Annotated in this window: 11 protein-coding genes; 9 read left to right on the top strand and 2 right to left on the bottom strand. The window is 43.0% G+C overall.

Going from position 1 to position 14,863, the window contains the following annotated elements; translation table 11 throughout:
- Window positions 1–251: 251 nt before the first annotated feature.
- Complete coding sequence (locus JSY38_RS06050; RefSeq protein ID WP_205115816.1) at window positions 252–2,639, bottom strand: methyl-accepting chemotaxis protein; 2,388 nt, start codon at window positions 2,637–2,639, stop codon at window positions 252–254.
- 187 nt (window positions 2,640–2,826) lie between these two features.
- Between JSY38_RS06050 and recJ the strand changes: the two genes are divergently transcribed.
- The 9 genes from recJ (at window position 2,827) to JSY38_RS06005 (ending at window position 13,950) form a co-directional block, all read left to right on the top strand.
- Window positions 2,827–4,551 carry a single-stranded-DNA-specific exonuclease RecJ gene (gene recJ, locus JSY38_RS06045; protein ID WP_205115815.1) on the top strand — a complete coding sequence of 575 codons (1,725 nt, stop codon included), beginning with the start codon at window positions 2,827–2,829 and terminating at the stop codon, window positions 4,549–4,551.
- A 136-nt stretch (window positions 4,552–4,687) separates the two neighbouring features.
- Window positions 4,688–5,530: a bifunctional methylenetetrahydrofolate dehydrogenase/methenyltetrahydrofolate cyclohydrolase FolD gene (gene folD / locus JSY38_RS06040; RefSeq protein WP_114413233.1), complete on the top strand. Its 843-nt coding sequence runs from the start codon at window positions 4,688–4,690 to the stop codon at window positions 5,528–5,530.
- 125 nt (window positions 5,531–5,655) lie between these two features.
- Window positions 5,656–6,246: a UPF0149 family protein gene (locus JSY38_RS06035; RefSeq protein ID WP_205115813.1), complete on the top strand. Its 591-nt coding sequence runs from the start codon at window positions 5,656–5,658 to the stop codon at window positions 6,244–6,246.
- Between the two features lie 80 nt (window positions 6,247–6,326).
- Complete coding sequence (locus JSY38_RS06030) at window positions 6,327–7,634, top strand: aminopeptidase P N-terminal domain-containing protein (RefSeq protein ID WP_205115812.1); 1,308 nt, start codon at window positions 6,327–6,329, stop codon at window positions 7,632–7,634.
- Between the two features lie 27 nt (window positions 7,635–7,661).
- Entirely contained in the window at window positions 7,662–8,870 is a 1,209-nt protein-coding gene (locus JSY38_RS06025) for a UbiH/UbiF/VisC/COQ6 family ubiquinone biosynthesis hydroxylase (RefSeq protein WP_239544376.1), read from the top strand.
- Window positions 8,871–9,012: 142 nt separating this feature from the next.
- Window positions 9,013–9,837, top strand: a complete 825-nt coding sequence (locus JSY38_RS06020; RefSeq protein ID WP_114413236.1) for an HDOD domain-containing protein — start codon at window positions 9,013–9,015, stop codon at window positions 9,835–9,837.
- 247 nt (window positions 9,838–10,084) lie between these two features.
- Window positions 10,085–11,152 (top strand): Fe(3+) ABC transporter substrate-binding protein, encoded by a 1,068-nt coding sequence (locus JSY38_RS06015; protein ID WP_205115810.1) that lies wholly within the window; start codon window positions 10,085–10,087, stop codon window positions 11,150–11,152.
- Between the two features lie 57 nt (window positions 11,153–11,209).
- Window positions 11,210–12,868, top strand: coding sequence for an ABC transporter permease (locus JSY38_RS06010; RefSeq protein ID WP_205115808.1), 1,659 nt, complete (start codon window positions 11,210–11,212; stop codon window positions 12,866–12,868).
- A 14-nt stretch (window positions 12,869–12,882) separates the two neighbouring features.
- A complete protein-coding gene (locus tag JSY38_RS06005; protein WP_205115806.1) occupies window positions 12,883–13,950 on the top strand; it encodes an ABC transporter ATP-binding protein in 1,068 nt (355 codons plus the stop codon).
- Window positions 13,951–13,961: 11 nt separating this feature from the next.
- Here the strand turns inward: JSY38_RS06005 and JSY38_RS06000 are convergent, their stop codons facing one another.
- Window positions 13,962–14,828 carry an HDOD domain-containing protein gene (locus JSY38_RS06000; protein ID WP_114413239.1) on the bottom strand — a complete coding sequence of 289 codons (867 nt, stop codon included), beginning with the start codon at window positions 14,826–14,828 and terminating at the stop codon, window positions 13,962–13,964.
- Window positions 14,829–14,863: the final 35 nt, after the last annotated feature.

Here is a 14,863-nt window from a genome sequence, read left to right as displayed (position 1 = left end):
TTTGTTTTTAGTGGTGGGTTGGGGTTGAAGGAACAATTGTTCTATAAAATTCCTTTATTGGCTGTCTATTGTAAGAAAGTCTCACCTATGCGTTTATAATGTAACAAAGCCTATCGATTTTAGGTGTTTGATTTTCAAATTCTTTTTTGGATTTTATGCGGGCTGAATAGCTGTAGGCCAGCGATGCCAGATACTATTTGGATAGGCTGCGCCTCGGTACGTAGGCAAGCATACTGAGGCGCTACTTTAACTTACTTGTCGTCTGTATCAATAGTGGGACGGACAAGGTCTCTACGATCAGTAGACCAACTGTTGTCTGTTACTTGGAAGCGGTTAATTTGTACCATGATGCCTTCAGACAACTGAACAACATTTTTTCCGACCATTGTTGAATGTTCTGTCTGTTTATTAATTTGTACAAAGCTGGCTTTCATATCATTGTAATGAGAGGTGACTTCCAAAAAGTTATTTTGCTGACCTGTGATCGCCATAGCGATTTGCGCGACTCTATCCGAGATCGTTTCCATTGCGCTTTTAACTTGAGATAAAGATTGTGTCGCTTGTTGTACCTTTTCTAAGGAGTGGTTCGCATTAGATTTGCTGTTCTCCATACGTTTAACAACTTCTTGAGTGCCATTCTGAATAGCTCCCACCATGTTTGCTACTTCATCGGTAGATTGGCGAGTTTTAGAGGCTAAAGAGCGCACTTCATCGGCTACAACGGCAAATCCTCGACCTGCTTCACCAGCGCGAGCTGCTTCTATCGCTGCATTTAGTGCTAATAAGTTAGTTTGCTCTGCGATGCTATTAATAACATCAATAATACCTGCTATACGGTCTGTATCGCCTTTCAGCTTGGAAAGTGCATCAACAGCTTCTGTAATATCACCTGAAAGTTCTGTCATGCTTCCAGCGACTTTATTGACAATTTCACTGCTAGAAAGAACGGTCGTATTGCCTTGTATTGATGCTTGATTAATCTCTTCAAGCTCCTGCTCTACTTTTTGGGTAGATTCATTGGTTTCCGATAAGCAATCGTTTACTTTTTCGGCTTGATGTTTTTGCTGGTCTGCTGCTGATGAAAGTTGGCCGTTAACGTCAGCCATTTCTTCCGAAATAGGTTTTAGTCGCGCGACAGAAGATAGAACTGCTGAAAATGTTTTATCAATATGACCGATAAATAAGTTAATGCCTTTGGCTAATTCAGCAAGTTCATCATTACTTTTGGCCGGTAATCTCTGAGTTAAGTTTCCTTCTCCTTCAGCAATGTCATGCATCATTTTGACCATGTTATTAATGGGACGGATAATTACTCTAGAAAGTAGTAGGCCTAGAAAAGCGCCAATAATTAACGCTATAACAGAGACTATTGTTAGTGTTGTATAGACGTTGTTTTTTAGACTTTCTATGGGGCTGAATGCTTCCGATTGACTTTGCTCACTGATAATTATCCAATCCATGCCGTGGATTTTTAGAGGTTTGAATGCACTTAAAGAGGGTTCATTAAAGTAGTTTTTATCAATGACTAAACCTTCTTTTCCAGCGATTGCTTCATTTACGGCTGTGTTATTTATTTCTAAAAGCCCAATGGTTGTACCGCGGCTCGCAATTTCATCAATTGTTTTATTGGGTAAGCTTATTGCTTTTGCCTTTTGTATAAATCTTTCTTTGTTCTCTAGTAGTAAGCGGTCGTTGCTGTGCATCAATTTATTATGACCAACCAAATAGGTTTGCCCTGTTTTTCCTAAACCATTTTTCTCCCATGTTTGATTGTATGTCATCACGGCATCAATACGATCAATTGGCATCTGGAAAATTAACACAGCGATGATTTTCCCATCACTAAATATAGGGGATGAAATAAAAGAGGCTTGTGCATTATAAGATGGGCCGTAAGGCGCAAAATCCGTTAAGTACGTTGCTTTTTCATTGCCATCCACCGCTTTTTTGAAAGCCTCAGCTAACCCTGAGTTCTTGTAAGGGCCAGTCGTTAAGGAGGTGCCGAAGTCCAACTCTTTATAGACGCTATAGATAACATTACTTGTTGTTGCATCGGCAATGAAAACATCATAAAACCCAAATTCCTTTTGAAACTGATGAAACATAGGGTGGAATTCTTGATGTATTTTGTCATATGTCGTGCCATCCCCAGATGTGTCTAGCGTGTCTTTTTCACCTAGTGGCGCTGGGTTTTTTGCGATGTACGTTGATTGAATAGCTTTTGCTGTTGGGCTTAATGATGCCAATAGTGAAGAAGGATTACTGGATTGTCCCAAATTTAGGCTTTGGTAATTTTTATCAAACTGATTTTGGTAATAGTCAGCTAATTTTTTATCTGTGTCAGACGTTGTGTTGTTTGGGTAATCATTAAAGGCATTAGAAAAGGATTTAGCTGCAGAAACGGTACTATTGTTTTGAGATAAACTAATTATCTGCTTATCTATAAAAGAAAAGTAGGTCTCTATTGATTGCGCGGTTAAATCTCGAGAGGTAATTAGCTGTTTTTGAGTGCTTTCTTGGAGAGCTTTCGTTCCCTCATTTAGCGCACTTTGGCTGACAATTAATCCAACAATCACTGTTGGGGCTACGGCGAGTAAGGTACCCATCATAATCAAGCGAGTTTTTATTGATAAGGTCATCTTTCATCCTAAAAGTTGTTTGTTAGTACAACGCCTATAATTATTTATAGACTTACATTTATAGTTAAGCAAACGGATCTTGCGATGTTATAGGTATTTAATCACTTTGCCATAAAATGGAATATCCTATTTGTGTTACCCTTCTCTATTGTTTTGTAACCATTTTAGTTTTTGAGTGTTTATAGTTATGCGAATAGAGCGTCGATCCATTCCAGCCATTGCTGAAGACTTGCCAGAAGACATGCCTTTGAGTTTACGTCGTATTTTTATGGCGAGGGGGGTGAGCACCAGCCTAGAGCTTGATTACCGTCTACCTAATTTACTAAGGCCTAGCTCTTTATTTGATCTAACAATCGCGGCAAAGATTTTGGCTGATGCAATTGTTGCAGGTCAGAAGATTCTGATTGTTGGCGATTTTGACGCGGATGGTGCGACTAGTACCAGTCTTGGGATTCTTGCTTTAGAGGCAATGGGAGCGATTGCTCCAGAATACTTGGTGCCAAATCGCTTTGAGTTTGGTTATGGTCTGACGCCTGAAATAGTTGAGGTCGCACAAAAAAGTTCTCCCAATGTATTGGTGACAGTTGATAATGGTATTGCCAGTATTGATGGTGTTCAAGCTGCCAAAGCTTATGGCATGAAAGTCGTGGTTACTGACCACCATTTGCCCGGTGATACGCTGCCAAATGCGGATGCTATTGTGAACCCAAATCATCCAGATTGTGGTTTTCCAAGTAAAAACTTAGCTGGCGTTGGGGTGATTTTCTACGTGATGTCGGCATTAAGAGCCGAATTAAATAGTCGTAACTGGTTTGCTGACCAGCATATTCCAGAACCGAAAATGGCGGACTATTTGGATTTGGTTGCGCTTGGTACGGTAGCTGATGTGGTGCCTTTGGATGCCAATAATCGTATTTTGGTTCAGCAAGGCATCAAGCGAATTCAGGCCGGTTTGGCGCGTCCGGGTATTCTTGCTTTATTAGAAGTAGGGCGTCGTGATTATACTCAATTGAAAGCATCAGACTTGGGCTTTGTTGTTGGGCCACGATTAAACGCGGCTGGGCGACTTGATGATATGTCGGTTGGTATTGAATGTCTGTTGGCTGTACACCCACATCAAGCACGTAATTATGCACAGCAGTTAGATCAGTTTAATCGCGAGCGCAAAGCCATTGAATCGGATATGAAAGAGCAGGCAGAATTAGTGCTTGAGTCTTTATTGGATGAAGAGCAGGAAATGCCAAATGGCATGTGCTTTTATGATGCGGACTGGCACCAAGGTGTGATTGGTATTTTGGCCTCGCGGATGAAAGATAAATGTCATCGTCCGGTGATTGCTTTTGCTCGTGTTGGTGAAGATGAGTTAAAAGGTTCAGCGCGCTCGATTCCAGGTGTACATATTCGTGATGCATTGGATTTATTGGCCAAGCGTTATCCACAGTTGCTTAGCAAATTTGGTGGTCATGCTATGGCGGCGGGCATGTCGATTAAAGAATCGCATTATGAGGCTTTTCAATTGGCATTCGATGCCATTATTACTGAATGGGTGACGCCGGAACAGCTAGAAGCAACCTTGTTGACTGATGGCCAGCTGGCGCCAGAAGATTTTAGTCTGAGTTTTGCTGAGCAAGTTCGTTTATCTGGTCCGTGGGGGCAAATGTTCCCAGAGCCATGTTTTGATGGCGTGTTTGATATTCTGCAGCAGCGCATCGTGGGTGAAAAGCATTTGAAGCTTATGGTGCGCGAGCCGAGCAGTGGACTATTGCTGGATGGGATTAGCTTTTTTGTCGATTTAGACCAATGGCCCAATGATAAAGCGACTCAAGCACGCTTAGTTTATAAGCTGGATGTGAATGAGTTTCGAGGTCAGCGTAATTTGCAGCTATTAGTGGACTATTTAGAGCCTGCATAATTAGGTGTTAAAGAACGAAAAGGCGAAGATTTTCCATTTTGAGGAACAAATTGTTTTAGGCATTGCGTATCGAAACAAAAGTTGAGGTATAATGCCGCTCCCTCATACATCACTCTAATTTTACTGGAGCTCATTCATGACTGCACTGGTTCTTGACGGCAAACTTTGCGCCAAAGAAACTGAAAACCGCCTAGAGGCTCAAGTTACTGAGCTTAAGGCGCGTACCGGTTGCACCCCTATTTTAGCAACAATATTAGTGGGTGCTGATCCAGCATCAGCCACTTATGTGAAAATGAAAGGCAATGCTTGTCGTCGTGTTGGCATGGACTCTATGGCCATTGAACTGCCTGAAAGCACTACGACAGAGCAGCTTTTAAACAAAATTAATGAGCTAAATAATAACCCAGATGTGCATGGGATTTTGCTACAACATCCTGTTCCTGCACAAGTTGATGAGCGTCTGTGCTTCGACGCCATTGCAGCTCATAAAGATGTTGATGGTGTGACTTGCCTTGGCTTTGGCCGTATGGCAATGAAAGAGCCGGCATACGGTGCAGCGACTCCAGCGGGTATTATGCGTTTGCTTGCCGCTTACGACATCCCATTAGAAGGGAAGCATGTTGTTGTGGTTGGTCGTAGTCCAATTCTTGGCAAGCCGATGGCGATGATGATGTTGAACGCCAATGCGACGGTAACAATGTGTCACTCTCGCACACAAAATTTATCTGAATTTGTTAAACAAGCCGATGTGGTTGTTGGCGCAGTAGGTAAACCTGAGTTGATCAAAGCTGATTGGATTAAAGACGGTGCTGTCGTTGTTGATGCTGGTTACCACCCAGGTGGTATTGGTGATATCGAACTGGGTCCATTGAAGGATCGTGTTGCCGCTTACACACCCGTTCCTGGTGGTGTTGGTCCAATGACAATCAATACTTTGATTCTGCAAACACTGGAATCTGGCCTGAAACAACTAGGCTAAGCAGACTTGAAAGGTCTGTATAATAGCCCCATATTGTTGAGAGAAGATCGCAAAATGGGACAAAAAGCCGCGCCATTAGGTGCGGCTTCTTTTTTATAAACTGAACAGCAAAAGGTTGGCATGATATGTCCACAGAAATGTTAAAAGACGCATTGGACTTTGATTTGATCGCCGATGTTTTTGTTACAGAATCTATTACGGCGTCACCATCCGAGTTGCATGGTCAGCTTTGTGGCTATTTGGCTTCTGGTGTGACCTTGCCATTGGAAGATTGGCTAAAGATGGTAGTAGAGTTTTGTGACATTGAAGGTTGGAAAGAAGAAGCGAGTCGAGCTGTTATTGTTGAACTTTATACTGCTACGTTAACTTTGTTTCAAAATGGCGAGTTTGCACTAGTGCCCAGTATTTCAGATGAAGATGCAGAATTGTGTGAAAGAGGCGTTACTTTATCTCAATGGGCGCATGGCTTTTTAGCGGGTTATGGTTTATCTGGTCAGAAGAATGAACTCTCTGATGAAACCAAGCAAATTTTACGTGATTTTGCCAATATCTCTGGCATGCAGGCAGAAATGCGCGCATTAGAAGATAACAATGATAATGAAGCTGATTTAACAGAGCTGGTGGAATACGTCAGATTATCAGCGATGATGTTGTACACAGAGCATCATGATATCAACCCAGATGTTGATCATACTAAACAGAATTCTTTGCATTAAGTCCTTCGCACTAAAAAGCGTCTAAGCAAAGTGTAACCAATGGTATTTGATGGAATGACAATTAATAAGTGAGACCTTCTATGAAAATTGATACTCAAACTTATCAAGCTCGCCGCGAACGCTTGATGCAATCCTTACCTGAGAACAGTGTAGTGGTGTTGCGAACTGGTGAACTGGCGACACGCAATAATGATTGCGAGTATGAGTTTCGTCCTCATAGTAGTTTTTTCTATTTAACGGGGTTTCCTGAGCCAAGCGCCTACGCCATTATTTATGGCAGTGGCGAGATGACGCTCGTCACTCTACCAAAAGATCCTGAGCGTGAGCAATGGGATGGTTTTCGTTTTGGTAGCGAAGGAGCGATAGCAAATTTTGGTGCAAGTGATGCGGCTCCGCTGGAAGAGTTAGATAAGGTTGCGTTTGCCGCTTTAGATGGTGCCGAGCATGTTGTGTATTTATTTAATGACGATGTTCTTCGTGAAAAAATTGCCGGCTGGCGTGATGCCATTGCTGCACGGGTCAGAATTGGCGCTGTGGCACCAGCAAGTTTTATCGATCTTTCCCCTCAGGTTGCTGAAATGCGTTTGCACAAAGACGCAGAAGAAATTGCCATTATGGAAGCGGCTGCGCAAATTAGTGTTGAAGCCCATAAACAGGCAATGCGCTCTGTTCGCCCGGGGATGTACGAATACCAGTTAGAAGCTGAGTTGAATTACGTGTTTATGAAATCCGGTGCGCGCCAGCCTGCGTATAACAATATTGTCGCCTCAGGCAGCAATGCTTGCGTTTTGCATTACATCAAAAATGACGAAGAAATCGAAGAGGGTGACCTGATCTTAATTGATGCAGGGGCAGAGTTGGGTTGCTACGCCGCGGACATTACTCGTACTTTTCCTGCAACAGGTAAGTTTAGTGAGCCGCAAGCTGCTTTATATCAAGTGGTATTAGATGCTTACCATGCGGGAATGAAAGAGCTTAAAGTAGGAACGCCGTATGAAGCTTGTCATAACGCAGCGGTTCGGACATTAACACAAGGCTTAGTGACTCACGGATTGTTAACTGGCGATGTGGATTTCCTGATCGAGAGCAAAGCATATCGAGACTTTTATATGCACAATACAGGACATTGGCTAGGCTTGGATGTTCATGATTGTGGCGCTTATAAAATCGCTGGTGAATCTCGCTTGTTAGAAAAAGGCATGGTGTTAACCATTGAACCTGGCCTTTATGTTTCGGCAGACAACGAATCAGTAGATGCAAAGTGGCGTGGCATCGGTATTCGTATTGAAGACGATGTGCTTATTCGTGCTGATGGGCCTTATGTTTTAACTCACGGGTTGCCAAAAGAAATCGCTGATATTGAAGCTTTCATGGCTGAAAAACGATAATTACTATAAAGACGAGACGGAGTACATATGATGGCTAAATCGTATGATTTGATAATAGTGGGCGCCGGCATGGTAGGTGCTTTGTCAGCGATATTATTAGCCAAATCTTCTTTACGTATTGCGCTTGTCGATAAACATGATGGCGAATATCGTCTATCGACTCCGCCCGCTTATGATGCGCGTGTGAGTGCTATTTCTAGCCAATCAAAAGCCTTACTTGAAACCGCAAATGTTTGGCAGGGAATTGCCCGTGATCGTATTGCTTCTTATGACAATATGGTGGTTTGGGATGGTCTTGGTGAAGGGTATGTTGACTTTAATGCCGGAGAAGTTGTGCTGCCCGAGCTTGGGCATCTCGTTGAAAATGCGGTATTGAATCAGCAACTAATGAAACAAGCTAGAAGCTCAAAAAATATCGACTTGTATTTAGGAGATACACTAAATTCTCATGAGCTGAGTGAGTCTGGTGTGAGAGTTGAGTTAGCTTCTGGTCATACTCTTGATGCTCAGGTGATCATCGCAGCAGACGGTGCGATGTCCAAACTTCGTAGCGAAAATGCTTTTGATACTGTTGAGTGGGATTATGGTCACCATGCTATTGTGACCACTATTGAAATTGCCCAGCCCCATGGAAATACCGCTTGGCAGAGCTTTGGCGAAGAAGGTATTTTAGCGTTTCTTCCGCTTCCTTCTGTTGAGCAAAAACATTTTGTTTCCATTGTTTGGTCTGTGCCACCGAAAGAAGCTGAATCTCTAATGGCTCTCGACGAAGAAGCATTTTGCCGCCGTTTACATTACGCGATGAACAAGCGTTTCGATGTCTTGGGTATCATGCAAACACGTCAGGTTATTCCATTGCGACAGCGTCATGCCAAACAATATGTAAGAGCAGGGCTAGCGTTAATAGGTGATGCAGCGCATACGATTCATCCTCTTGCAGGGCAAGGGGCGAACTTGGGATTTGGTGATGTTAAGGCGTTAGTGGACGTTCTAGAAAAGGCTAATCGGCGTGGCGAACATCTTGGTGCGAGTAAGGTGCTGCGTCGTTATCAGCGTGCTCGTATGCTGGATAATATTGCCATGGCTGCAGGCATGGAATCGTTTAAACGTTTATTTTCTACTCAACAGCCACTCATTGTTCAGTTGAGAAATATAGGCATGAAGGGGTTTAATCAAAACATTTCTTTGAAAAAGAAATTGGTTGCTAGGGCGGCCGGTTTGTCTTCGTTCTCATAACGTATTTGTCATTTTTTGTTTCCTGCCTAGATGGAAGTTCTGGTTTGCTTGCAAAACACTACTTATTTCTGGTTGCAAAAAGTAGGCGCTGTTTTATTCTGCTTAAACAGTAATATAACCAACCAGAGTAAGGTGGAATGGTATGCAGGCACAAGATCTTTTAAGGCAAACCGATAAACTCCCTAATGTCCCAGATGTCGTTCGTGAACTCATTCAGTTGCTAAGTGATCCAGATGTTAATTACTCTGAACTCACGGAAAAAGTCTCTCATGACCAAACAATTTCACTGAAAGTACTGCGTGTGGTTAACTCGGCTTACTTTGGTTTATCGAGGAAAATCTCATCAATCGATGAGGCGACCGTCTTGCTGGGTACCGATAAGTTGAAGACCTTGGTTATTGCTTCCGGTTTTGCAAGCTCTGTTTCCAAGGTAGAAGGCTTAAAATTACCAGAGTTCTGGGCTGATTCTTTTCGAGTTGCCGAGTTGGCGCAATGGTTAGCTAAACGTACTCCGCTTGTTCAAGCCGATGAAGCCTTTACCGTTGGTATTGTCCATAATATAGGTCGTTTGTTATTGCACCTTACAGAACCTACAATCGCCCAAGAAATTCAAGAGTTAGTCGCTAACCGTAAAGCTGGTCGAGTAAAAGCAGAGCAAGATTTACTTGGCTTCACCTCTCAAGACGCTGGAAAAGCCTTAATGGATTTGTGGAAATTTCCAGCAGGCCTTGGTCTGGCGGTACAGTTACACAAACGCCCGTTTGCAAATGAAGAGCCTAATCCATTGGCATGCGTATTGAATCTAGCATGTTACTTGAATGCTTGTATCCGTGCCGAGCGAGAATATGACCTAGTACGTGAAGGTTTTCCTATGGCAGTAGCGAAAGCAGCGGGTTTAAATGAAGGTGTTGTGTATGAATTAGACGATGCGTTGATGATTGGCGATGGGCTAAATCAACTCATTTAATATTCCCTTTATCGCCTATTTATGAAGTGAACTTCTTGGTATAAGTTAATCTCTAATAGCGTCTTACTATTCTATAGTTGCTTGCTCTTGTTAAGGTGATCAAGCAAATGATAATCGCTAGTGTTTAGCGTTCTGTTATGCTAATTTCTTGTCTCATTTTTATGATGTTCCTTATGGGCTCTAGAGCGTGTTTTTTTGCTTTATTATCCAGTAAGTGGCTGAGAATAGTTAGAAGGAGAGTGGTCGAATGATGTTACCTAGCGTGCTTGATAAAAAAGGTCGAAAATCTATATTGAGCTCTGTTGGTTTTGTCACATTGGTTGCGTCGCTTCTTCTCCCTTTAGGGGCTCAGGCAAAAGGAGAGATTAATATTTATTCAGCTCGAAAAGAGTCTCTTATCAAGCCTGTATTAAACACTTTTTCTGAAGAGAATGATGTTGTTGTAAACCTGATAACGGGTTCTGCTGATGCACTGTTAAGTCGCTTAAAAGCGGAAGGCGATGCCAGTCCTGCGGATATGTTTATTACCGTTGATGCTGGTCGTTTATACAGAGCGAAAGCGGCCGGAGTATTGCAGCCTATTCAGAACGACGTGCTAAGTACAAACATACCAAGCCACTTACGAGATAGTGATGGCTATTGGTTTGGTTTATCCCAACGTGCACGTGTTATTTTTTATAATCCTAAGACAGTTGCTCCAAGTGAGCTGTCTACCTACGAAGACCTGGCGAGCTCGAAGTGGAAAGGGCGTATTTGTGTGCGTTCCTCTGCCAATATTTATAACCAATCTCTGGTTGCTTCCATGTTGGAAGCCGATGGTCATGAGAAAACGCAAGCATGGATCAAAGGGCTTGTTTCTAACCTAGCTCGTCCGCCTTTTGGTGGTGACGTGGATCTATTAAAAGCCGTTTCTGCGGGTGTATGTGATCTAACGTTGGCGAATACTTATTACTATGGTCGTCTTGGTCAAAGTGATAGCGCAGATGAAAGAGCGGTTTATAACGACGTAAAATTGTTTTGGCCTAACCAAGCGCAAGGCGAACGCGGTGCTCATGTAAACGTGAGTGGTGCAGGTATCACCGCAGCGGCAACGAACATTGAGAATGCAACATTGTTGCTGGAGTTCCTGACGAATCGAGCTTCGCAAGAATGGTACGCTCATGTGAACAATGAATATCCCGTAGTAAAAGGCGTTGGTGCTCCTGAAATGTTGGCACCATTTGGCACCTTCCGTGCAGACACGATTTCATTAAGCCAATTAGGTGAAAATAACCGTGAAGCTGTTGAAATTATGGATACAGCTGGTTGGAAGTGATTTTTTCTGGCGTAGGCTCTAAATAAAGAGCGTTTTATTAAGGTTTTTTGACATTTAATGGCTGATTTAGCTCCCCTGAGTGTAGCAAGTAAATTTAAATGGAATTGGTTGAAAATAGTGGCAATGATGATTGCCGCTATTTTGGCGTTACCCATTTTAGTCGTTTTAGTGAATGTATTAATCGGTGATGGTGAAGTGTGGCAACATCTTTATCAGACGGTATTAGCTGAATACATTTCGAACTCATTACTGTTAATGCTAGGCGTCGGGGTCGGTGTGCTGTTGATCGGTGTGCCCTGTGCTTGGTTCACGAGTATGTGTAATTTTCCTGGTCGTACTTTCTTCTCTTGGGCATTATTGTTGCCCATGGCTATGCCTGCTTACATTATTGCTTATACCTACACGGGTGTGCTGGATTTTGCTGGGCCTGTGCAAACGCTTATCCGTGAGTTTACGGGTTGGCGCTATGGTGAATATTGGTTCTTTGAAATACGCTCTTTAGGGGGCGCCATGGTGATGTTGACCTTGGTACTTTATCCTTATGTTTATTTAATGAGTCGAGCGGCTTTTTTAGAGCAGTCTGAGAACACCTTAGAGGTCAGTCGAACACTTGGTTATTCTGGTCGTGCAGTCTTCTTTAAATTGGCTCTTCCCTTAGCTCGCCCAGCGATTGTCACGGGTCTGACCTTGGCGCTAATGGAAACATTGGCGGATTACGGGACGGTACAATATTTCAGTGTAAATACCTTTACGACTGGGATTTTGCGTACCTTTTATGGATTTGGTGATATTGCGGCGGCTTCCCAATTAGCAGGCGTTTTGTTGCTGTTTGTTGCTGTGTTGATCTTGCTTGAGCGACGCTCTAGGCACCGTATACGTTATCACGCATCGGGCTTAAAAAAGGCCAGTAACCGTCGTATGGTTTTGAAGGGGGGGCGTGGCTTGCTTGCTACTCTCTTTTGCTCATTGCCTATTTTGGTTGGTTTTTTTATCCCTGTCATCGTGTTGGCATATTGGGCAATGTTTAAAGCGGAGATGCCTGGCTCAAACTTTATCCAGCTAGCATGGAATTCTTTTTACTTAGCCGCCATTGCTTCTCTTATTGTCGTGAGTTTAGCCCTAGTTTTGAGCTATGCCATTCGCTTAAATAACGGTAAGACGGTTAAAGCGTCAGTGGGCGTAGCTGGACTTGGTTATGCTCTGCCTGGAACGATTATCGCGATTGGTACTATTGTGCCTTTGGCGTGGCTAGACCATAGGATTATTGATTTAGTAAAGCATTACAGTGGCGAAAGAGTGGGGCTGCTTTTTTCAGGTACATTGGTAGCTCTGTTGTTTGCTTATTCTGTTCGTTTTATGGCGGTTTCTTTGGGAGCTGTACAGAATGGTCTTGGCAAGATTAAACCCAGTATGGACATGGCTGGGCGCTCTTTGGGGATGTCTCCTTTTAAGGTGTTAGTTCGGGTTCATGTGCCCTTGTTAAAAGGATCTGTGTTGACGGCCATGCTGATCGTTTTTGTCGATGTACTTAAAGAGTTACCGGCTACCTTAGTGCTTCGACCGTTCAATTTTAATACGTTGGCAGTAAGAGCATTTGAACTGGCTTCTGATGAGCGGCTCGTTGATGCTGCACCTGCTTCGTTAATGATTGTGCTGGTGGGGCTGGTACCAGTGATTTTATTAAGCCGTTCTATTTCATCGCGTACTGGGTATTAAAAATAAGGTTTCATATGACATCATCACCGCTTTATACATCGTTGAAAGAATTAACACTCAGTGGTGTTTCTGTCGGATATGACAAAGAGGCTGTCGTCAAAGGCGTATCGTTTCAGCTATTGGAGGGGAAAATAGGCTGTTTACTCGGCCCTAGTGGTTGCGGTAAATCGACACTATTACGAGCTATTGCCGGTTTTGAATCTTTGATGACTGGGGAAATACGAATAGATGGTGAGGTAATTTCAAATCCATCACATAGTGTGAATCCAGAGCATCGCTATATTGGTATGGTTTTCCAAGATATTGCCTTGTTTCCACACCTTACGATTGCTCAAAATATTGCCTTTGGTTTGTCTGCTTGGCAGAAAAATTTAATAGAAGAGCGGGTTGCTTATCTACTGGATTTAGTTGGATTGGCAGGTTTTCAATCACGATATCCACATTCTTTGTCTGGTGGTCAGCAGCAGCGTGTTGCTTTGGCTCGGGCAATAGCGCCAAAGCCAAAGTTATTACTTATGGATGAACCCTTTTCGGGGTTAGATGCCAAATTGAGGGAAGAGTTGGTGCCTGATATTCGCCGTATTCTCCAGCATGAAAAAATGAGTGCTTTATTGGTGACTCACGATCAGATGGAAGCATTTGCGATGGCGGATCAAGTATCGGTTATGGATTCTGGAGAAGTGCATCAAACGGGTTCACCGTATCAAATCTACCATCGCCCTGAAACACGTTTTGTCGCGAGCTTCATAGGCCATGGTGATTTTCTAACGGCGACTGTGTGTGGTTCGAATTGCTTGCATTCCGATTTGGGTAATATACGTGGAGAACTTGATCATGGCTTTGCTGATAATGAGCAGGTGGATTTATTAGTTCGACCTGATGATATTTTACACGATGATGATAGTGAATTTGTTGGTGTGATTGTGAGTAAGTGGTTTCGTGGCTCGCACTTTCTATACCGAGTTAAATTATCTTCCGGCAAAGTCGTTTATTGCTTTGCTTCTTCTCATCACAATCACTCGGTGGGTCAAGAAATAGGCTTGAGTGTACACCTAGATCATTTGGTCATGTTTTCACGCTAGGCGAACGGACTTTAATTTAACCCAAGTCCTTGTTCGTGGCAGGTTTCGATCAGTCCTTCAAAGTCGTATTCGGTCAGCTCTAAATGATCGAGTACGTAATGGCCGATTTTTTCCCATTCATAATCCTTATCTACATTGCCTATGTGTTTGTGGGCAGCGGCAATGTGCTCGGCCATTTTCAAAATAGATGCAAAGGTTAAATTGATAGAGTCGCCAGCAACTCGATGAGAGAATAAAAAGTCAATTCTGTGATGTTTGGCGATAACTGCACAGCAGCTTTTGGGTAATCCCCAAGATTTTGCAAGGTAATAGCCAACGACTGAATGATTGGTTTTAAAGGCTAGATTTTCAAAGTTCGTTAATTGGAAATTTGGGTCTTGATAGCCTTTTATCAATATTTCTTTGTAGCCTTTAAAACGCTTTAGCATCAGAGGAATGCCTGCATTGTGAAAAAGACCAAGCGCGTAACATTCATCTTGGTATTTGACGTTTAACTGGCTGGCTAAGCTCGAACAGATCGCGGCTACATCTGTTGCTGTATCCCAAAAGCTGTGCAGAGATTGTATGGTGTCATCGGACAATTCACTTTTTACTGCTAAGCCATTGACGATATTGGTTACGCTGTTTGTTCCCAGAAGCATGACGGCTTGTTGGACCGAGGCGATTTTTCTAGGTAGGCTAAATGCTGCTGAGTTAACCAGTTTTAATACCGCAGCAGATAGACTGACATCTTGTGAAATAATGTCAGATATGCGTGCCATGTCTGGATCAGGCATGGCTTGTTCCATGTGTAAGTCCACCATGATTTGTGGCTGCGGTGGAATACTAATGCCTTGTAATATACGTCTTAGCTGATTTTCATTTAATGTTTGTGACATGACTTAGGTGCACTTTTTTGTAGCAAGTATGGGGA

The organism is Marinomonas foliarum, assembly GCF_016906065.1.
In the GTDB taxonomy this organism is placed as follows: Bacteria; Pseudomonadota; Gammaproteobacteria; order Pseudomonadales; family Marinomonadaceae; genus Marinomonas; species Marinomonas foliarum.
This window is presented reverse-complemented; position numbering and strand designations above follow the sequence as displayed.